The organism is Mycolicibacterium aubagnense, assembly GCF_010730955.1.
GTDB lineage: Bacteria > Actinomycetota > Actinomycetes > Mycobacteriales > Mycobacteriaceae > Mycobacterium > Mycobacterium aubagnense.
On the sequence record NZ_AP022577.1, the window covers coordinates 5154058 to 5173938 of the forward strand.

Here is a 19881-nt window from a genome sequence, read left to right on the forward strand (position 1 = left end):
TCAGATCTGCATCTGCTTGCTGAGGTGGGAGCCTTCCTGCGCGTCCGTCTGATCGTATTGAGAGGCGGCTGTGGTCAGATTCGAGGCCAGGTTGCGGGACTTGTTCTGCATCTGCTCGCAGGCGGCCTTGCGCGCGTTGTTCGCGGCGCTCAGCGCTGATTGCGTCGACATGCACAGCGGCCCGTGGGTGGCCAGCACTTTGACTTCGACATACGACGTGGTGTCGCCGGCAGCGCTGAACACCGCGGCAGCATCGTCTTGTTTGGTGGACAGCTCGCGCAACTCTGAGGTCGTTACTTGCAGTTTGCCGGCCATGTGTCGCTCCTTTCAGAAAGCCTAGGTTTCGGTGGTGATGCGAGGTGGCGCAGTGGGATTCGACGGATCGAGGCTCACGTGGACAGGGCCTTTGGCGCTGTCGGGATCGACGGCCACCTCGACATGGTGGGCTCCGTCGTCGAACGAGACCTGGATGGGCGCACGTCCTGCGGGTGACTCCGCCCCGGGCGCCGCGCCAGACGGATTAGGTTCCGCGGGTTGGGCATTGGGATCGGCGGCCGGGTCGTCGGGCTTGCCGTCGCCGTCCTTGTCCGCGCCGGGTGCGTTCGGATCCTGGGCGTTGGGGTCCTGCTTGCCCTGCTGCGCGGCCTGGGCCGCCTGCGTCGCGGCTTGTGCCACCTGACCCGCGATGCCGGCGAGGCTGCCGAGGAGTCCGCCGCCGCCCCCGCTGCCGGAACCGCCGCCCATCTGCGGCAGCGAAGGCATGCCGCCGCCCGCGCCTGCGCCCGTGCCGGCGCCGGTGGGCATGCTCGAGGCGGCAGGCACCTGCGGCATCGACGGCATGCTCGGCGTGCCACCGCCGGCCCCGGCGCCTGAACCGCCGCCGGAGCCGCCGCCGGAGCCGCCGCCCGAACCGCCGCTCGGGCCGCCACCGGTTCCGACGGGATTGCCGGTGCCCGGCGGAGTGCCTGTGGGGTTGCCGGTGCCCGGCGGGTTACCGGTGCTGTCGGTTCCGTTGCCGCCCGAAGCCGGTGGCGGAGGCATGGTGCTCAGCGGCGCAGCGTGCGAAGCGCTCTGGTACATGCTCGTCGCCTGGCTCAATTGGGCTGCGTTGCTTGATGATTGCGCAATCATATTGCTCATCGTCACGCCGGCGGCCGCGGCGGCGACGGCGACCGATGCGGCCTGTAGTGCAAGCGATTCCGGAGAGCCGATTACCGATGCTTCCAGTGCCAGGCAGACGGGGATCATCGCGCCGAGGCCCGTGGCGATGTTGTCCATCTGATCGCGTCCGTCGGCCACCTGCTGCGCTTCGGCGCCCAGGATCTGCACGACCAGATTGTCAGCCTGCAGCAATTGTTCGGCGCTACCGATCTGCTCGGCGTTCCTGCCGGAGTACGACGAAGCGGCGCTGCCGTGCCATTCGTTCGGATAGGCGTTGCTGAGTCCGTCGCCGGCAGCCTGAAAAAGCTCGGCGCCCTGCGAGAAGGATTCCCCGGTGTCGGGATCACCCATGCCGAAGCCGAGCGACACGAGCGTCAGCCCGTACATTCCGCCCTCGATGATGGGGGTCGCCGCCGCCTCCGGCATCAACATCTGGGCGAGTTGGCCCGCGTCGTTGGCCAGTCCGACGAGGCCGCCGATGGGGTCACCCGACATCATCTTCTTGATGTTGTCGGCGATATCCTGCGCCGTGTCGAGGGCGTTGTCGATCTTGTCGAGGACGTCGTTGGCCTTGTCGAGCACCTCCCCGAGCTTGCCCAACGGGCCGGCGCCGTGATGGTCGCCGTCGTGATGGGGGCTGTTCCGGGGTTCGTCGTCGCGGTGGTGCCCAGGGTTGGGGTGACTGTTGCGGGGATGCGAGGGGTTCGGCGCATGTGGCGGGTTCGGCGTATGCGGCGTATGCGGGCGCCCTGGAAGTCGCGGATGACCAGACATGCAGAACCCTCCCCGATTCCTCACCGTCCCGGCGGACCCTCGCCGGCGAATTCGAGCCTAACAGCGCGCAGAGTGCCTCCATTGCGCTAATTCGGAAGTCCACGACGTGGCTGTTCGGGCGATTCATGTGGCCCGGGACACAGCAATTCCTGCCAGTAAACATCAATTTCCTGCCAGCGGAATTAATCTCTTGACCTGCCTGTTTACATGAATGTCACAGCGGCTCGGACCGCAAGGGGACAAAGACGGACAGACGACGTGAAGGGGAACTCGCCATGAAGAATTTCGGAATTGCAGCAGTTATCGCCGGTGGATTGGCCGCCGGTGCCATGGGGTTCGCCGTTCCCGCCGTAGCCGCCACTGGCCCGGCTCCGACAGGAGTGCAGGCGACGGTGGTGCCGACGGGGGTTGATCACCTGAACTGGCTGGACGACGTCCACCAGGGTGCCAAGTCGCCCAAGGTCGACACCAACGTCCACCAGAGCCGGTAATCGGCGACAACTACTACGCAACCCGCGGGCGGTACCGGATCACGGTGCCGCCCGCGGTTGCGTGACCAGCCAACTCGTTGGGCCTGGCATGGGCCCGGCGGTAGAATGTGCTTCTCAGCTCGACCCAAGAAAGCAGGCATCGAAAACCACGTGACGCCCCGCGATACGAACGCCGCCGCGTCGCGCTCCTCGGAGCTCGGCCCGTCGGTTCGAAGCAGCATCACTGTTCCGCCTGACCTTGTGGTGGGTCTGCTGGGCTCCGCTGACGAGAATCTGCGAGCGCTGGAGAATCTGCTGGCGGCCGACATTCACGTCCGCGGCAATTCGCTGTCGATATCCGGCCGGCCGGCTGATGTGGCGTTGGCCGAGCGCGTCGTCAGTGAGCTCATCGCGATCGCCGCCGGTGGTCAGTCGCTGACCCCGGACGTCGTCCGCCGCAGCGTCGGCATGCTCGACGGCGCCGACAGCGAGTCGCCGGCGCAGGTGCTGACGCTGGACATCCTGTCGCGGCGCGGCAAGACGATCCGGCCCAAGACGCTCAATCAGAAGCGTTACGTCGACGCGATCGACGCCCACACCATCGTCTTCGGCATCGGCCCCGCCGGCACCGGCAAGACCTACCTGGCAATGGCCAAGGCCGTCAGCGCATTACAGACCAAGCAGGTCAGCCGGATCATCCTGACCCGTCCCGCCGTCGAAGCGGGGGAGCGCCTCGGCTTCCTGCCCGGCACCCTGAACGAGAAGATCGACCCGTATCTACGGCCGTTGTACGACGCGCTACACGACATGATGGATGCGGAGATGATCCCGAAGCTGATGGCAGCCGGGGTGATCGAGGTCGCGCCGTTGGCATACATGAGGGGAAGGACGTTGAACGACGCCTTCATCATTCTTGACGAGGCGCAGAACACCACCGCCGAACAGATGAAGATGTTCCTGACCCGCCTGGGTTTTGGTTCGAAGATCGTCGTCACCGGTGACGTCACCCAGGTCGATCTGCCGGGCGGATCGAAGTCGGGTCTGCGGTCGGCCGTCGAGGTGCTCGACGGCATCGAGGACATCCATATCGCCGAACTCACGAGTGCAGATGTGGTGCGCCACAAACTGGTGTCGGAGATCGTCGACGCGTACGAAGCAGCGGAAGCCAAAGTGAGCGAGCACGGTCTGGCCAACCGTTCACACCGCCGAGCCACCGGCCGGACGAGGCGGTGACGGAGTGACGGTCGAGGTTTCCAACGAGTCGGGGATCGACGTATCCGAAGACGAGCTGATCAGCGTGGCGCGGTTCGTGATCTCCAAGATGGACGTCAACCCCGCCGCTGAACTCTCGATGGTCTTGGTGGACCAGTCGGCCATGGCCGATCTGCACATGCGCTGGATGGACCTGCCCGGCCCCACCGACGTGATGAGCTTCCCGATGGACGAGCTCGAACCCGGAGGTCGTCCGGACGCACCCGAGCCCGGGCCTTCGATGCTCGGCGACATCGTGTTGTGTCCCGAGTTCGCCGCGAATCAGGCTGAGGCCGCGGGACATTCGCTGGGCCACGAGCTGGCGCTGCTCACCGTGCACGGCGTGCTGCACCTGCTGGGCTACGACCACGCCGAGCCGGACGAAGAAAAAGAGATGTTCGACCTGCAGCGTCAGCTGCTCGAAGAGTGGGTCGCCGACCAGGTGCACGCCTACCACAAGGATCGGCAGACCGAGAAAGACCGCCGGCTGCTCGACAAGTCGCGGTACTTCGACGAGCCGTGACCGGGGTGACGCCGTTGATCGGCGCCATAGTGCTCGTGGTGGTCGGCGGGCTGTTCGCGGCCATCGATGCCGCCATCAACACCGTCTCCATTGCCCGCGTCGACGAGCTGATCCGGGATGAGCGGCCTGGCGCGGTGCGGCTCGCGAAGATCATCCGGAACCGGCCGCAGTACGTCAACCTTGTTGTGCTGCTTCGCGTTATCTGTGAGGCGTCGGCGACCGTCCTGCTGGTCGACTACCTCGACGAGTTGATGACGCGGGGCTGGGCACTGGTATCCGCCGCGGCCATCATGGTGGTCGTCAGCTTCGTGGCCATCGGCGTCGGACCGCGCACCGTGGGACGGCAGAACGCTTATTCCATCTCGCTGCTGTCGGCGCTTCCGTTGCAGGTGATCTCGGTGTTGCTGACGCCGATCAGCCGGCTGCTGGTGCTCATCGGCAATGCCCTGACGCCAGGGCGTGGCTTCCGCAACGGACCGTTCGCCTCGGAAATCGAGTTGCTCGAGGTCGTCGATCTCGCGCAGCAGCGTGGCGTCGTGGCTGCCGAGGAGCGGCGAATGATCAAGTCCGTCTTCGAACTTGGTGACACCCCGGCGCGCGAGGTCATGGTGCCGCGTACCGAGATGGTGTGGATCGAAAGTGACAAGTCGGCGGGTCAGGCGACCTCGCTGGCAGTGCGCAGTGGGCACTCGCGCATCCCGGTGATCGGGGAGAACGTCGACGACGTCGTCGGCGTCGTCTACCTGAAAGACCTGGTGGAGCGGACCTATAACTCCACCAACGGTGGCCGCGGCACCAAGGTGTCCGAGGTGATGCGTCCCGCGGTGTTCGTGCCGGACTCCAAGCCGCTCGACGATCTGCTCAATGAGATGCAGCGCACCCATAACCACATGGCGTTGCTGGTCGACGAATACGGCGCGATCGCGGGTCTGGTGTCCATCGAGGACGTGTTGGAGGAGATCGTCGGTGAGATCGCCGACGAATATGACACAGACGAAGTCCTGCCCGTAGAGGAATTGGGCAACAAGAAGTTTCGGGTGTCCGCCCGGCTGCCGTTGGAGGATCTGGCCGAGTTGTACGACCTCGAGGTCGACGACGACCTGGACGTCGACACCGTCGGCGGGTTGCTCGCGCATGAACTGGGCCGCGTGCCGCTGCCGGGCGTCAAGGTGCGAGTGTCCTTCCCCTCGCATCGCTCGCCAGATGTCCGGTACCTGCAGTTGCGGGCCGAGGGCGGACGCGACCATCGTGGCCGGGTCCGCGTCGGCACCGTGCTGGTGAAGCAGGTCGAGCCAAAACGTCCCGAAGCTCCCGACGTCGTCGAGGAACTCGAAGAAGGAGAACCCGATGAGTGACGAATTCCATTCCGGCTTCGTCTGTTTGGTGGGCCGGCCCAACACCGGCAAGTCGACGCTGACCAACGCGCTCGTGGGCACCAAGGTCGCGATCACGTCCAACCGCCCGCAGACCACCAGGCACACCATCCGCGGCATCGTGCACCGTGAGAACTTCCAGATCATCCTGGTGGACACACCCGGTCTGCACCGGCCGCGCACGTTGCTCGGACAGCGACTCAACGAACTGGTCAAGGACACCTATTCGGAAGTCGACATCATCTGCCTCTGCATCCCGGCGGACGAGGCCATCGGGCCCGGCGACCGCTGGATCTACCAGCAGATCCGCACCGTCGCACCGAGGACCAAGCTGCTGGTTGTCGTGACCAAGACCGACAAGGTGCCGCGCGATCGGGTGGCGGCACAGCTGCTCGCGGTCAGCGAATTGACCGAGGGCACAGCGGAGATCGTGCCCGTGTCGGCCGTCGCCGGTGAGCAGGTCGACGTGCTGATCGACGTGCTGGCCGCCCAACTGCCGCCCGGCCCGGCGTTCTATCCGGACGGCGAACTCACCGACGAGCCCGAAGAGGTGCTCATCGCGGAGTTCATCCGGGAAGCCGCGCTGGAAGGTGTCCGCGACGAGATGCCGCACTCACTGGCGGTGGTCATCGAAGAGTTCACCGAGCGGGAAGGCCGCACCCCCGAACAAGGCGAGATGTGCGACGTGCACGCCATCATCTACGTCGAGCGCGACAGCCAGAAGGGCATCGTGATCGGCAAGGGCGGCGCCCGGCTGCGTGAGGTCGGCACCGCGGCGCGCACCCAGATCGAGAAGCTGCTCGGCACCAAGGTGTATCTGAACCTGCGGGTGAAGATCGCCAAGAACTGGCAACGCGACCCGAAACAGCTTGGCAAGCTCGGCTTTTAGCTCTCCCGCGAGCGTGCGTGTCTGCACCCGACACGCGGGGCCCGGTAGCCCGTTTGGGCACGCTCGCGGCCGGCGAGCGCGACGATACAGCGCAGTTCGCTCGGTGTGTCGCTGACAGACACGCACGCTCGCGGGAAATGGTTAGGGCTGGGGCTGGGACCACCAGTTCTCGGGCTGCTTGGCGGCCCAGCCGGTGATCGCTTCCAGGCTGGCGGCCAGCGAGATCAGGAGCGGCTCGCTGCCCTCCGGGCCCATCAACTGCAGGCCGATGGGTAGCCCGTCGGCGGTGAAGCCGGCCGGGATGTTGATGGACGGCCAGCCGAGCGCGTTCCAGGGCCAGCACATCGGGCAGGCCGCGATGATCGCACGGTCGGTGGCGGTGCTGCCGAGCCGGTCGAAGGCGTCGATCAGCGGAGGGGGCTGGGCGGTGGTCGGCGCCAGCACCACGTCGTAAAGATTGAAGATCCAGCCGATCCGGTGTTGGAGGGACTTTTCCCGCTGTCGTGCCAGCCGGAGGGCGTGCTCCGACAGCAGCCACCCGGTCCGGATGTTGCTGCGGGTACGAGGGTCCAATGCCACGCCGGGACCGACGCGGTCGCGCCATTCGGCCAGTCCTGATGTCGAGCGGGCCAGGAAGTCCAGGGACAGTTGCAGCCCGTATTCCGGGTCGTCCGGGCGGACCGTGTGCCCGAGCTCTTGCAGTTGTCCCGCAACGGTGTTCAGCGCCGCCCGGATCTCCGGATGCAAGCGGGCCGGGAACAGGGTGAACGGAAATTTGGTCGACAACGCGATGCGCAGGGGGCCCGGTGCCCTCCCGACAGCCTCGGCGGCGGCGATGGGTGGCGGCGTGTGGAGATCGCCGTCGGCGTTGCCGGACGCCGCGTCGAGCACGAGCGCGGCGTCGGCCACCGTGCGGGCCAGCACCCCGTTGACGGTGATGCCGTTGAAGGCCTCCGGCAGCGGCCAGGTGGAGATCCGTCCGCGCTGCGGTTTGATGCCGACCAGATGGGTCCACGCCGCCGGAATGCGGACGCTGCCCGCACCGTCGGATCCGATTGCGGCGGTGACCAATCCGGCCGCGACGGCCGCGGCGCTACCGCCCGACGACCCGCCCGGGGTGTGTTCGCGCGACCACGGGTTGCGCGTGTGGCCGAAACCCGGGCCGCTGGTGAACGGCCATTGGCCGAGCTCGCAGGTGTTGGTCTTGCCGACGATCACCGCGCCGGCCGCCTTCAGTCGGCGCACCACCTCGGCGTCCTCGGTGGCCGGGGGCACGTCGCCGTCGGTGCCGAACCGGGTGGGCACTCCTGCGACGTCGACGTCGTCCTTGATGGCGATGGGTACGCCGAGGAGCGGAAGATGTTGTCCGGCAGCGCGTTTGCGATCGGCTTCGGCGGCATCGGCCAGTGCCTGCTCGGTGAAGACGACGCGGAACGCGTTGAGCTCGAGTTGGCTGGCGGCGATGGCGTCCAGGGATTGCCGGACGATCTGGTGTGCTGTCACGGCGCCGCTCGCGAGCCGGTACAGCTGCTGGGTCAGGGTGGGGAATCGGGGCTGTGCAGGAGGTTCGGCCATGGCGATTCCGAGAATAGTAGTGACCGTTCGCCCGGCGCTGCCTAACGGAAGTTGTCGGTCCGCGATGGGACAATCGCCCGATGCGGTTGTACCGGGATCGAGCGGTTGTGCTGCGCCAGCACAAGCTCGGCGAGGCCGACCGGATCGTGACGCTGCTCACCCGCGACCACGGGCTGGTCCGCGCGGTGGCCAAGGGCGTCCGGCGAACCCGCAGCAAGTTCGGCTCGCGGCTGGAGCCGTTCGCCCATATCGACGTGCAGCTGCATCCCGGCCGCAACCTCGACATCGTCACCCAGGTGGTGTCACTCGACGCGTTCGCGGTCGACATCGTCAACGACTACGGCCGCTACACCTGCGCCTGCGCCATCCTGGAGACCGCCGAACGGCTGGCCGGTGAGGAACGTAACCCGATGCCGGCGCTGCAGCGGCTCACCGTCGGTGCGCTGCGGGCCGTCGCAGACGGCGGCCGGCCCCGTGAACTGGTGCTCGACGCCTATTTGCTGCGGGCCATGGGGATCGCCGGCTGGGCGCCGGCCATCACCGAATGCGCCCGCTGCGCCGCACCCGGTCCGCACCGCGCGTTCCACGTCGCGGCCGGCGGCAGCGTGTGCGTGCACTGCCGGCCGTCGGGGTCGGCCACCCCGCCGCAAGGTGTGCTGGATCTGATGGCGGCGCTGCACGACGGCGACTGGGAGTTTGCGCAGGGCTCGCCGGCGGGGCACCGCAGCCAGGCCAGCGGCCTGGTGGCCGCGCATCTGCAGTGGCATCTGGAGCGCAAGCTGCGGACATTGCCTCTGGTGGAGCGGGGCGATGAGCGCTTGCGCGAAGAGCAGACCGGCCGCGTGCGTCCCGATACCGCACTCCTTGAGCAGCGCGTAACCCTACTCAGGCAGGATATTGCCCATGGCACTCAACCGGGCGCGCAAGACCAGCTATCCGCAACTGCCGCAGGCGCCTGACGACTATCCCGTTTTTCCGGACGTTTCGACCTGGCCGGTGGTCTTTCCGGAGCTCCCGCCGAAGTCCAACGGGCGCTTCGCCCGCCCGCCGCAGCACCCCTCCAAGGCCGTGGCTCCGCAGATTCCCGCCGACCAGGTGCCTAACCACGTCGCTGTCGTCATGGACGGCAACGGCCGGTGGGCTACCCAGCGCGGGCTCGGGCGGACCGAGGGCCACAAGATGGGTGAGGCGGTGCTGATCGACGTCACCTGCGGAGCCATCGAACTGGGCATCAAACACCTCTCGGTGTATGCGTTCTCCACCGAGAACTGGAAGCGCAGCACCGAAGAGGTGCGGTTCCTCATGGGCTTCAACCGCGAGGTGGTGCGCCGGCGCCGGGAGAACCTCAACGCGATGGGTGTCAACATGCGCTGGGTTGGGTCCCGGCCGCGCATGTGGAGCAGCGTCATCAAGGAGTTCGACATCGCCGAGCAGATGACGGTCGGCAACGACGTCATCACCGTCAACTACTGCGTGAACTACGGCGGGCGCACCGAGATCGTCGAAGCGGCACGCGAACTCGCCGAGCAGGCCGCCGCGGGCAAGATCAACCCGAGCCGCATCTCCGAGGCGTCGTTCGCCAAGCATCTGCACCGCCCCGACATCCCTGACGTCGACCTGTTCATCCGCACCTCGGGTGAGCAGCGCGCCAGTAACTTCATGCTGTGGCAGGCGGCGTACGCCGAGTACGTCTTCCAGGACAAGCTGTGGCCGGACTACGACCGCCGCGACCTGTGGGCCGCGTGCGAGGAATACGTCAATCGCAATCGTCGGTTCGGTAGGGCCTGATGTCGAACCTGTTGCAGCGGTTGGCTTCTGTGCTCGCTGATTCGGTGACCATCGTGGAAGAGAGCGACGGCGCCCTGACCGTCGCGCACGACGGTACGGTGGCGTCGCTTCGGGTCGTGACCATCGGCGAGGGGCTGGAGCTGATCTCGCTGACCCAACCGCTGGCATGGGACATCAAGCTGGACAACAACGTTCGTGACCGCGTGGCCGATCACGCGGGCCGCACCATGCTCGGCTCGGTGGTTCTGGTGGAGCGGGCCGGCGATCCCCGGAGCAATGGTGCCAAGAAGTTCGGCGACGTGATGCTGCGCTACAACTTCCCGGCCGCCGGACTCAGCGATTCCGCGCTGTCCACACTGGTCATGCTGGTGCTGTCCACCGGTGTCGACGTGCGGGCCGACCTGACCCGGTGAAGCCGAAGTGACTGTCATCCGGATTGTCGCCGCGGTGGTGGTCGACGAGCGTGGCTGGCTGCTCGTGGTCCGTAAGCGCGGGACGACGGCATTCATGCAGCCCGGCGGCAAGCTCGAGCCGGGGGAGTCGGCGGTCGATGCGCTGGCCCGTGAGGTCCGGGAGGAACTCGGGGTTGGGGTGACCGACGTGCGGGAGTTGGGTCACCACACCGCGATTGCGGCCAACGAGCCCGGGCACACGGTTGATGCTGAACTGTTTTCCGTGCGGCTCGACGGCGTGCCGCAGATTGCCGCCGAGATCGAAGAGATGGCCTGGATCGATCCGCACGCGCCCGGCGACATCGAGCTGGCGCCGCTGACCCGCGACACCGTGCTGGAGTTCGCCCGGGTCAGCTGACCGACGCGGATACGGTGCAGGCCGCACACACCCCGAAAATCTCGATGGTGTGGCTGACGTCGGAAAAGCCATGGGCCGCAGCGGTTTCGGTGGCCCAGGACTCGACCTCGGTGCCGGCCACCTCGACCGTCGCACCGCAGTGCCGGCACACCAGGTGATGGTGGTGGTGGGCCTGCGAGCAGCGCCGGTAGAGCGCTTCGCCGTTGTCGTTGCGCAGGCTGTCGACCTGGCCGGCCGCGGCCATCGACTGCAGGGTGCGGTACACGGTCGTCAGACCGATGCCTTCGCCGCGGCGGCGCAGTTCGTCGTGCAGCTCTTGCGCGGACCGGAACTCTTCGACATTGGTCAGCAGCGCGGCGATCGCGGTGCGCTGTTTGGTCGAGCGGGTGGGGGCGCTCATCGGCTGCTGGTTCGCTCGGCAAGCCTCGCTCACGGCCGGTCCTCCTCGGCGTGGGCGATGGCGTCGACGACGATGTGCGTGAGGTGATGGTCGACCAGGCGGTACATCACCTCACGGCCGACACGGTCGCCGGCGACGACGCCGGCCGACTTGAGGATGCGCAGGTGCTGACTGACCAGCGGCTGCGGCACGCTCAGGGCGTCGACGAGTTCGTGCACGCAGCGCTTCGACTCCTGCAGTTGCAGCACGATCGCGATGCGAATGGGGGCGGCCAGGGCGCGCAGCAGGTCGCCGGCGGCGTCGAGCGTCTCCCGCGGTGGGGGCGACGGGAACGGCGCACCGCTGTGCTGGTGGTCGAGCTCGTCATGCGTGGTGGTGGGTGACAACCAGGTACTCCCTGTTATTGGAAACAGTTTTCATTTAGCTTTCCATGCGTGGACACGCATGTCAAAGGGTCTGTCGGCGCCGGCGGATACCGTCGTGGCATGACAGCACTGGAAGTCGTGGTCCGCGGGCCTGCCAGGGCGGCGGGCCCACCCCGGACCTGAGCCCCGACGACATCACGATCGGTGCCGCGGTGGATGCGAAATTCGTGGCCGAATAGCCCCCACTAGTCTGGACGGGTTGCATCCGACCTGACACAGGAGTGCTCGAACATCGTGGCGTCCATCATCGACACCGTTGCCAACCTGGCCAAACGCCGGGGTCTCGTCTTCCAGTCGGGAGAAATCTACGGCGGTACCAAGTCGGCGTGGGACTACGGGCCACTGGGCGTCGAGCTCAAGGAGAACATCAAGCGCCAGTGGTGGAAGTCCGTCATCACTTCCCGCGACGACGTCGTCGGCCTGGACAGCGCGATCATCCTGCCTCGCCAGGTGTGGGTGGCCTCGGGCCACGTCGCGGTGTTCAACGACCCGCTGGTCGAGTGCCTGAACTGTCACAAGCGGCACCGTCAGGACCACATGCAGGAGGCCTACGCCCTCAAGAAGGGTCTGGACGATCCTGATGCCGTGCCGATGGACGAAATCGTCTGCCCGGACTGTGGCACCAAGGGCCAATGGACCGAGCCGCGTGACTTCAACATGATGCTCAAGACCTACCTCGGCCCCATCGAGTCCGAGGAAGGCATGCACTACCTGCGCCCGGAGACCGCGCAGGGCATCTTCGTGAACTTCGCGAACGTGGTGACCACCGCGCGCAAGAAGCCGCCGTTCGGCATCGGCCAGATCGGCAAGAGCTTCCGCAACGAGATCACGCCGGGCAACTTCATCTTCCGCACCCGGGAGTTCGAGCAGATGGAGATGGAGTTCTTCGTCGAACCGTCGACCGCGCCGGAGTGGCACAAGTACTGGATCGAGACCCGCTTCCAGTGGTACGTCGACCTCGGCATCAACCCGGAGAACCTGCGACTGTACGAACATCCGCTGGAGAAGCTGTCGCACTACAGCGCGGGCACGACCGACATCGAGTACAAGTTCGGCTTCGCCGGCAACCCGTGGGGTGAGCTGGAAGGCATCGCCAACCGCACCAACTTCGACCTGAGTACCCATGGCGAGCACTCGGGCGTCGACCTGTCGTTCTACGACCAGGGCACCGACACCCGGTTCGTGCCCTACGTCATCGAGCCCGCAGCCGGCCTGACCCGCTCGCTGATGGCGTTCCTGGTCGACTCGTACCACGAGGACGAGGCCCCCAACGCCAAGGGTGGCGTCGACAAGCGCACCGTGCTGAAGCTCGATCCGCGCCTGGCGCCCGTCAAGGCCGCGGTGCTGCCGCTGTCGCGAAACGCCGATCTGTCGCCGAAGGCCCGGGACCTGGCCGCCGAGCTGCGCAAGAACTGGAACGTCGAGTTCGACGACGCCGGCGCCATCGGCCGCCGCTACCGTCGCCAGGACGAGATCGGCACGCCGTACTGCATCACGGTCGACTTCGACTCGCTCGAGGATCACGCCGTGACCATCCGCGAGCGTGATGCCATGACCCAGGAGCGCGTCGCCATCGACGCCGTCAGCGACTACCTCGCGGTGCGCCTCAAGGGCTGCTGAGTTCGTCTGCGCCTGACCCGAAATTGCCGCCGGGGACCTGCCGCGGGCTCGAATAGGCTTGTGAGCCATAGGGCCAAGGGGATGCAGGCCAAGGTGATGCAAGGGGGCGGCGTGGGGGTTCTCGGCGCATTTCTTTCGACTTGGGACGACGCGCGGGCGGCATTCGGGTCGGGCACACCGGTTGGCGGTACCGAGTTCGACATGAGCACCCAGCTCCACGAACTGCGCGGCACCGTCCTGTCGGCGGCGCCAGGAGGGGAGTGGACGGGCACCGCGGCGGAGGCCTACGACAGCCGTAATCGCGAGCATGCCGGGACCATCGGCAGACTCGCCGAACTCGACCGGCGCATCGGTGCCGAGGTCGACCGGTCGGCAGCCGTGGTGACGGCGGGCCGTCGTGATCTCGACTCCGTCAAGCAGTGGGTTATCGATGCCGCCGCCAGCGTGCCGCCCACCCCTGCGGGTGACCGTGCACTGCTTCCCGTGGTGGCCAAGGGGACGGCGGAGATCGCCGAGATCATCACTCGGTCCAATGCGGATATGGACGCCATCGCGGCGCGCATCCGGTCGATCGGCAGTGGCTACGACGACCTCACCGGGTCGTGTCCCTGTACACCACCTGAGCCGGATTGCTGAGCAGTTTGTTAGCACCCGCCGCCGATCCCGTTGGGCTTTCGGTATAGCGTGCCGGTATGACGCGAGTTGCGGTGATCACCGGCGGCGCCGGCGGCATGGGTGTGGCGACGGCCAAAATCGTCGGACAGGACCACTCGGTGGTGCTGGCCGACGTACGACAGGACCGCCTCGATGCGGCGGCGGCCGAACTGGCCGGCCTCGGCATTGCGGCAACTCCCGTGAATGCCGATGTCACCGACCGCGCCGCAGTGGACCAATTGTTCTCGACTGCAACAGGTCTCGGCCCTGTCGTCTCGGTGATCCACACCGCCGGCGTGAGCCCGAGCATGGGCTCGGCGGACTACGTGACGCGCACCAACGCGGTTGGCACCGTGAACGTCAACGAGGCGTTTTACGACGTCGCCCGCGAAGGCGCGGCGATCGTCAACGTCGCGTCGATGGCGGCGCATCTGTTGCCCGACGGGATCGCCCCGACGGCGAAGTTTCCGCTGGCGCTCACCGACGTCGACGCATTCCTGGCCGAGATGGTGGCCGCCTGCGCGTTCGCGCCTGAGGAACTGCGCTCGGGAATGGCCTACGGCGTGAGCAAGAACTTCGTCAAGTGGTACAGCAGTGCGCAGGCCGAGCGCTTCAACGCCAGGGGATTGCGCATCGTCTCGGTGTCCCCGGGTTCGGTCGACACGGAGATGGGGCTGCTGGAGGCGGATGCCGGTGCCGGCGCGATGGTCATGAACGCCGCGGTCCCGCGTTGGGGCAAGGCCGAAGAGATGGCCGCGCTCTTCGCATTCTGTGCCAGTGACAAGGCCGGATATCTCACGGGCACCGACATCCTCAACGACGGTGGTGTCGTCGCGTCGATACGCGAACGCGCCCGCGTCGCGGCTGCCCAGGGCTAGAAGCGGCCGCCACCTCCGGAGAAACCGCCACCGGATCCGCCGAAAGTCGTTGAGTTCCAACCGCCACCGTGGCTCCCACCGCCGCCCCGGTTGCGCCCGCCGCCGCGGATCATGCCCGACAGCAGACCGCCGATGATGATGCCGCCGAGGTCGGCGCCGGTACTCGCACCGGACTGCGCGTAGGCCTGGCGCGCGGCGCGGACGTCGTCGTCGGCGAGCAATTGGGCCTGCGCGGCAAGGGTATCCGCGACATTGGCCTGCTCGATGGCGGCCGGCACATCGGTGGCCTGCAGCGACTGCGCCGCGCCCAGACGGCGCTGGGCCTCGGCCAGCCGGGTGCGGGCTTCTGAACCGACGCTGCCACGGCGGGTGTCGATGAAATCCGAGACGCCGCGTACGCGGGACTGCGCCGCCAGCAGCGCCTGATCGAACGACTGCCGGAGCCGACTGAGGGCAGCGGTCTCCTCGGCGATGGTGGCGAGCAGCTTGTCCAGCTGCGAGTCGGCGGCGCTCAGTTGCGTGAAGGCGCTCAGCGGGTCGGTTGCGCCCGTCGCCCGCGCGTTGGAAACCGCCTGCACCGCAGCGGAACGCGCTGCCGTCAACTCGGCGTGGTGGGCTCCGGGCGGGATCGCCTCCGCAGCCGTGATGCCCTGCTGGATGTCGGTGATCGCGGCGGGCAGCGCGCTGGTCGCGTGGGTGATGTCGTCCGCGGCGCTGTCGACTGCATCCAGCATCCGCTGCGCCTGTCCCAGCGCCGACTCGGCGGCGTGGATCGCATTGACCAGGGCGGCCTGACTGTCGCCGGGCTTGGTGACCAAGCCGCGGGCGGTGGTGATGTTCTGGTCAGCGAAACGCAATCGATCCCGCGCGTCGTCCACATTGCCGGCCACCGACGTCAGGGCGGTCGGCCCGAACTGACCGTGCAACCCGGTCAAGGTCTGCTGCGCGGGCTCGACGCGCGCCGTGAGAACGACCAGCTGCTGGGTCAGGGCGTCCAACCGGGTCGGGGCGTTGATCACCAGATCGCGCAGCTGATGGAACGCCGTGCGCTGGTTCTCCAGTTCCTTGTCGGCACGGGCTGCCGCGACGACGACCTGGGTCAGCAGGTCGCGCCGCTGCTGCGGAGTCTCGGGCACTGCGTCGTCGAGGGTTTGACGCACGCTGAAGGCCTGTGCCATGGCGCTTTTCGCGTTCTGGACCGCTGTGGTGAAGGGTGCGGTGTCGCGCTCGCCGAACTCGCCGACCGCCAGGGCCAGCTCATTGTCACTGGTGCGTACCGCGTTGTCGACCTCGACGAGGATCGACTTGGACAGGTCCTCCAAGGTCTCCAGCGACATCTTCGCGAGGGCTTTCGCATCGGTGGCGTCGACCTGCTGCGCGGCGTTCAGATCGGCCTGCCGGCGCTGCTGACGCCGACGCCGGACCCACCAGAGCAATCCGGCCAATGCGACGCCGATCGCCGCCAGCGCGGCGATCAACCCAACCCAGTTGAACGGTGGAGTCGGCGCCCGAAGGCCGTCGGCCGCGGCGACGGCGGCGCCGGCCCAGTCGCCGTCGTGCAGCTTCGGTTCGACCGTATCGCGGCGCAATTTGTCGACGTCCACGTGACCCGCGCCTGCCTTCGGGACCAGGAGCGCATAGGCCCGATCCTCGATCGCCACCGCGAGGATGGCGTCATGGTCGCCGAGAAAGCTTTGGCGCCAGGTGTTTTCCGCCCAGTCGCGGGGATTCGCCCCGGAGAAGGTATCGACGTAGACCACCCACAGCCGGGTGCCCCGCTTGTCGTACAGCTGTTGCACCGCGCCGGAGACCTCGCTGCGTTGCTGCGAGTTCAGTGCACCGGCCTTGTCGGTGACGTAGTCCGGCAGCCGCATGGGCGGCTCGGCGGACACGGCCGGGGCCACCAGCGTCCCCACCATCAGGACCGAGACCATCAGCCAGAGCAGCCGCATGATGCGCATGCCGCCCAATGTAGTGACAGGGTATGTGGTAGCCGGGTGCGCCCGGGCTGGCAGACTTCGGCCGTGGGCATCGCAAGCGACGGATACAGCGACTTCGACCGGCAGCGGCTGGTCGAAGAGGGCGTCAAGAGCGCTGCGCTGCCCGGCACTGATTCCGGGCACCGCACGGATTTCGCGCGTGACCGGGCCCGCGTGCTGCACAGCGCGGCATTGCGCCGGCTAGCCGACAAGACGCAGGTCGTCGGGCCCCGCCAGGGTGAGACCCCGCGGACGCGGCTCACCCATTCCCTCGAAGTGGCCCAGATCGGACGCCACATGGCCGTGGGGCTGGGCTGTGACGCCGACCTGGTGGACCTGGCCGGTCTGGCCCATGACATCGGCCACCCGCCCTACGGACACAACGGCGAACGCGCGCTCGACGAGATCGCCAAGCCGTTCGGCGGGTTCGAGGGCAACGCCCAGAATTTCCGGATCCTGACCCGGCTGGAACCGAAAATGCTTGACAGCGAAGGTCGTTCGGCCGGGCTGAATCTGACCCGGGCGGCGCTGGACGCCGTCATCAAGTACCCGTGGTTCCGCGAGGGGCGCGTCAAGTTCGGTTTCTACGACGACGACGCGGCCGCCGCAGCCTGGGTGCGCGAGGGGGCCCCGGACGAGCGGTTGTGCCTGGAAGCCCAGGTCATGGACTGGGCCGACGATGTCGCGTACTCGGTTCACGACGTCGAGGACGGCATCATCTCCGGCCGTATCGATCTACGCGTCCTCGCCGACGCGGACGCCGCCGACACGCTGGCGCGCCTCGGTGCGCGGTCCCATCCGACGGTTACGCACGACGACATGCTGGCGGCGGCGGCACGGTTGTCGCAGCTGCCGGTGGTCGCCGGCGTCGGTAAGTACGACGGCTCGGTCGCGACATCGGTGGCGCTCAAGCAGCTCACCAGTGAGCTGGTCGGGCGATTCGCCAACGCGGCGGTCACCGAGACCAAGAAGCAGTCGGGGCGCGCGACCATGCGCCGTTTCGAGGCCGAGCTCGCAGTGCCGGACCTGGTCCGTGCCGAGGTGGCGGTGCTCAAGATGCTGGCGCTGCAGTTCATCATGTCCGACCACCAGCACCTGCAGATTCAGGCCGACCAGCGCACCATGGTCCGCGAGGTCGCGCTGTCACTCTGGGGGCAGGCCCCGGCGAGCCTCGACCCGCAGTTCGCCGCCGAGTTCGCCCTCGCGGACGACGACGGCGCCCGGCTGCGGGTGGTTGTCGACCAGATCGCCTCGTACACCGAGACGCGGCTGGAACGCGTCCACGAGGCGCGCTCGCCGCGCCCCTTGGATTAGCGGGCAACGTACCGAGGCCAAACCCGCTCAACCGCCGGAAAAGCGCCGCCTACACTGGGCGCGTGGCCGGCCGGATTCCTGATCGCGATATCGCGGCCATTCGTGAACGCACCCGCATCGAGGACATCGTCGGCGAGCACGTGCAGCTGCGGCGCGCGGGTGCCGACTCGCTCAAAGGCCTGTGCCCGTTCCACGACGAGAAGTCCCCGTCGTTCCACGTGCGGCCCAACCACGGCCAGTTCCACTGCTTCGGTTGCGGTGAGGGCGGTGATGTCTACGCGTTTGTGCAGAAGATCGAGCACGTCACCTTCGTCGAGGCCGTCGAATTGCTTGCCGACCGGCTGAGTTTCACCATCAGCTACGAGGGGTCGTCGACCACCAATGTGCAGCGGGACAAAGGCAGCCGCAGCCGCCTGTTGGCCGCCAATGCCGCCGCGCAGGAGTTCTATGCCGAGGCGTTGCAGTCGGCGGAGGCCGCCGCCGCCCGCCAGTACCTGATCGAGCGGAACTTCGACGCCGAAGCGGCCAAGCGTTTCGGCTGCGGGTTCGCGCCGTCGGGCTGGGACACCCTGACAAAGCACTTGCTGCGCAAGGGATTCACCTTCAAGGAACTGGAGGCGGCCGGGCTGTCGCGGGAAGGACGTCGCGGCCCGATGGACCGCTTTCACCGGCGGCTGCTCTGGCCCATCCGGGGCGCGACGAGCGAGGTGATCGGGTTCGGCGCCCGGCGCCTGTTCGATGACGACCAGATGGAAGCCAAGTACGTCAACACGCCGGAGACGGTGTTGTACAAGAAATCCAACGTGCTGTTCGGCCTCGACCTGGCCAAACGTGACATCGCCAAGGGGCATCAGGCCGTCGTCGTCGAGGGCTACACCGACGTCATGGCCATGCACCTGGCCGGCGTGACCACCGCGGTCGCGTCCTGCGGCACCGCATTCGGCGACGAGCACCTGTCGATGTTGCGGCGATTGATGATGGACGACAACTTCTTTCGTGGTGAGCTGATCTACGTTTTCGACGGGGATGCCGCCGGACGCGCCGCTGCCGTGAAAGCCTTTGAGGGCGAACAGAATCTGACGGGGCAGTCGTTCGTCGCGGTGGCCTCAGACGGCATGGACCCGTGCGATCTGCGGCTCAAGGCCGGAGACAGTGCGCTGCGGGACCTGGTGGCGCGTCGAACACCGTTGTTCGAGTTCGTCATTCGCACCGCGCTCGAAGAGCACGACCTGGACAGCGCTGAGGGTCGGGTGGCGGCGCTGCGCCGGTGTGTGCCGCTCGCGGCCCGGATCAAGGACCCCACCCTGCGTGACGAGTACGCCCGTCAGCTGGCCGGATGGGTCGGTTGGGACGACGTGGCGCAGGTGATCGCGCGGGTGCGTGAGACGGCCAAGTCGGGTCCGGCGACGTCGAAGCGCGACGCTCGGCGACCCTCGGCACCGTCGGCCCCGGCGGCCACGACGGTGGGACGTCCGAACCCGAAGGATCCGACCCTGTGGCCGCAGCGGGAGGCACTCAAGTCGGCGCTGCAGCATCCGGCGATGGCCGGCCCGGTGTTCGACGGGTTGCCCGTCGACAGTTTCACCCATCCCGGGTACGCGGCAGTCCGGCAGGCGATCACCGCCGCGGGCGGCACGGCCTCGGGGCTGGGCGGCGCGGAATGGATCGAGGCCGTGCGCGAGGCAGAACCGGCCGCGGTGAGCCTGATCACCGAACTATCGGTCGAGGCGTTCCAGGTGGAAGAGGACAGGCTGCCGCGGTACATCGCGAGCGTGCTGGCCCGGCTGCAAGAGGTCTGGGTGGGCCGCGAGATCGCGGAATTGAAGTCGAAGCTGCAGCGCATGTCGCCGGTGGAGCAGAGCACCGAGTACCACGCCCTGTTCGGCGATCTGGTCGCCATGGAGCAGTACCGGCGCAGTCTGCTGCAGCAGGCGAGCGGCGACGATCTCAGCTGAGACTTTCGGTCTGCTGTAACACGCTGCTGTAACACGCGGAAC

General features: G+C 67.3%; 20 protein-coding genes. 14 read left to right on the forward strand and 6 right to left on the reverse strand.

The window, feature by feature from the left end; translation table 11 throughout:
- Both G6N59_RS24615 and G6N59_RS31675 read right to left on the reverse strand, forming a co-directional pair.
- A complete protein-coding gene (locus tag G6N59_RS24615) occupies positions 1 to 315 on the reverse strand; it encodes an ESX-1 secretion-associated protein (protein WP_138229534.1) in 315 nt (104 codons plus the stop codon).
- A gap of 21 nt (positions 316 to 336) precedes the next feature.
- On the reverse strand, positions 337 to 1935 hold the full coding sequence (locus G6N59_RS31675) for an EspA/EspE family type VII secretion system effector (protein ID WP_138229535.1): 1599 nt from the start codon (positions 1933 to 1935) through the stop codon (positions 337 to 339).
- A 275-nt stretch (positions 1936 to 2210) separates the two neighbouring features.
- On the opposite strand from G6N59_RS31675, the gene G6N59_RS24625 reads away from it, so the two are divergent.
- The 5 genes from G6N59_RS24625 to era all read left to right on the forward strand — a co-directional run bounded on the left by G6N59_RS24625 (position 2211) and on the right by era (position 6441).
- Positions 2211 to 2426, forward strand: a complete 216-nt coding sequence (locus G6N59_RS24625; RefSeq protein WP_061009718.1) for a hypothetical protein — start codon at positions 2211 to 2213, stop codon at positions 2424 to 2426.
- Positions 2427 to 2576: 150 nt separating this feature from the next.
- Positions 2577 to 3638: a PhoH family protein gene (locus G6N59_RS24630; protein ID WP_138229536.1), complete on the forward strand. Its 1062-nt coding sequence runs from the start codon at positions 2577 to 2579 to the stop codon at positions 3636 to 3638.
- Between the two features lie 4 nt (positions 3639 to 3642).
- Positions 3643 to 4179, forward strand: a complete 537-nt coding sequence (gene ybeY / locus G6N59_RS24635) for an rRNA maturation RNase YbeY (protein ID WP_020102089.1) — start codon at positions 3643 to 3645, stop codon at positions 4177 to 4179.
- Positions 4176 to 5534, forward strand: a complete 1359-nt coding sequence (locus G6N59_RS24640) for a hemolysin family protein (protein ID WP_138229537.1) — start codon at positions 4176 to 4178, stop codon at positions 5532 to 5534. The genes ybeY and G6N59_RS24640 overlap by 4 nt, the downstream gene beginning before the upstream one ends.
- A complete protein-coding gene (gene era / locus G6N59_RS24645; RefSeq protein WP_138229538.1) occupies positions 5527 to 6441 on the forward strand; it encodes a GTPase Era in 915 nt (304 codons plus the stop codon). Before G6N59_RS24640 ends, era begins: the two co-directional genes overlap by 8 nt.
- Before the next feature lie 141 nt (positions 6442 to 6582).
- Here era and G6N59_RS24650 read toward each other — a convergent pair whose 3' ends face one another.
- Entirely contained in the window at positions 6583 to 8016 is a 1434-nt protein-coding gene (locus tag G6N59_RS24650) for an amidase (RefSeq protein ID WP_138229539.1), read from the reverse strand.
- 80 nt (positions 8017 to 8096) lie between these two features.
- On the opposite strand from G6N59_RS24650, the gene recO reads away from it, so the two are divergent.
- The 4 genes from recO to G6N59_RS24670 are packed head-to-tail and all read left to right on the forward strand — an operon-like array spanning position 8097 to position 10614.
- Complete coding sequence (gene recO, locus G6N59_RS24655) at positions 8097 to 8975, forward strand: DNA repair protein RecO (RefSeq protein WP_138229540.1); 879 nt, start codon at positions 8097 to 8099, stop codon at positions 8973 to 8975.
- Positions 8920 to 9804: a decaprenyl diphosphate synthase gene (locus G6N59_RS24660; RefSeq protein ID WP_138229541.1), complete on the forward strand. Its 885-nt coding sequence runs from the start codon at positions 8920 to 8922 to the stop codon at positions 9802 to 9804. The genes recO and G6N59_RS24660 overlap by 56 nt, the downstream gene beginning before the upstream one ends.
- Positions 9804 to 10217 (forward strand): hypothetical protein, encoded by a 414-nt coding sequence (locus G6N59_RS24665; protein WP_138229542.1) that lies wholly within the window; start codon positions 9804 to 9806, stop codon positions 10215 to 10217. Before G6N59_RS24660 ends, G6N59_RS24665 begins: the two co-directional genes overlap by 1 nt.
- Before the next feature lie 7 nt (positions 10218 to 10224).
- Positions 10225 to 10614 (forward strand): NUDIX hydrolase, encoded by a 390-nt coding sequence (locus G6N59_RS24670; protein WP_138229543.1) that lies wholly within the window; start codon positions 10225 to 10227, stop codon positions 10612 to 10614.
- Here G6N59_RS24670 and G6N59_RS24675 read toward each other — a convergent pair.
- Together G6N59_RS24675 and G6N59_RS24680 are read right to left on the reverse strand one after the other, a co-directional pair.
- The gene (locus G6N59_RS24675; protein ID WP_138229688.1) at positions 10607 to 11014 is read right to left on the reverse strand and encodes a Fur family transcriptional regulator; all 408 of its coding nucleotides are present in this window, start codon (positions 11012 to 11014) and stop codon (positions 10607 to 10609) included. The two genes, G6N59_RS24670 and G6N59_RS24675, sit on opposite strands and share 8 nt — an antisense overlap.
- Before the next feature lie 29 nt (positions 11015 to 11043).
- Positions 11044 to 11400, reverse strand: a complete 357-nt coding sequence (locus G6N59_RS24680; RefSeq protein WP_138229544.1) for an ArsR/SmtB family transcription factor — start codon at positions 11398 to 11400, stop codon at positions 11044 to 11046.
- 273 nt (positions 11401 to 11673) lie between these two features.
- Here G6N59_RS24680 and G6N59_RS24685 point away from each other — a divergent pair, with 273 nt between their 5' ends.
- The 3 genes from G6N59_RS24685 (at position 11674) to G6N59_RS24695 (ending at position 14591) form a co-directional block, all read left to right on the forward strand.
- Complete coding sequence (locus G6N59_RS24685; RefSeq protein ID WP_138229545.1) at positions 11674 to 13059, forward strand: glycine--tRNA ligase; 1386 nt, start codon at positions 11674 to 11676, stop codon at positions 13057 to 13059.
- 96 nt (positions 13060 to 13155) lie between these two features.
- A complete protein-coding gene (locus G6N59_RS24690; RefSeq protein WP_268815785.1) occupies positions 13156 to 13695 on the forward strand; it encodes an EspA/EspE family type VII secretion system effector in 540 nt (179 codons plus the stop codon).
- A gap of 56 nt (positions 13696 to 13751) precedes the next feature.
- Positions 13752 to 14591 (forward strand): SDR family oxidoreductase, encoded by an 840-nt coding sequence (locus G6N59_RS24695; protein ID WP_138229546.1) that lies wholly within the window; start codon positions 13752 to 13754, stop codon positions 14589 to 14591.
- On the opposite strand, the gene G6N59_RS24700 is transcribed toward G6N59_RS24695, so the two are convergent.
- Entirely contained in the window at positions 14588 to 16552 is a 1965-nt protein-coding gene (locus G6N59_RS24700) for a TPM domain-containing protein (RefSeq protein WP_138229547.1), read from the reverse strand. The genes G6N59_RS24695 and G6N59_RS24700 overlap by 4 nt on opposite strands.
- Positions 16553 to 16615: 63 nt before the next feature.
- On the opposite strand from G6N59_RS24700, the gene G6N59_RS24705 reads away from it, so the two are divergent.
- Both G6N59_RS24705 and dnaG read left to right on the forward strand, forming a co-directional pair.
- Positions 16616 to 17884 carry a deoxyguanosinetriphosphate triphosphohydrolase gene (locus G6N59_RS24705; RefSeq protein WP_138229548.1) on the forward strand — a complete coding sequence of 423 codons (1269 nt, stop codon included), beginning with the start codon at positions 16616 to 16618 and terminating at the stop codon, positions 17882 to 17884.
- 62 nt (positions 17885 to 17946) lie between these two features.
- On the forward strand, positions 17947 to 19839 hold the full coding sequence (gene dnaG, locus G6N59_RS24710) for a DNA primase (protein WP_138229549.1): 1893 nt from the start codon (positions 17947 to 17949) through the stop codon (positions 19837 to 19839).
- Positions 19840 to 19881: the final 42 nt, after the last annotated feature.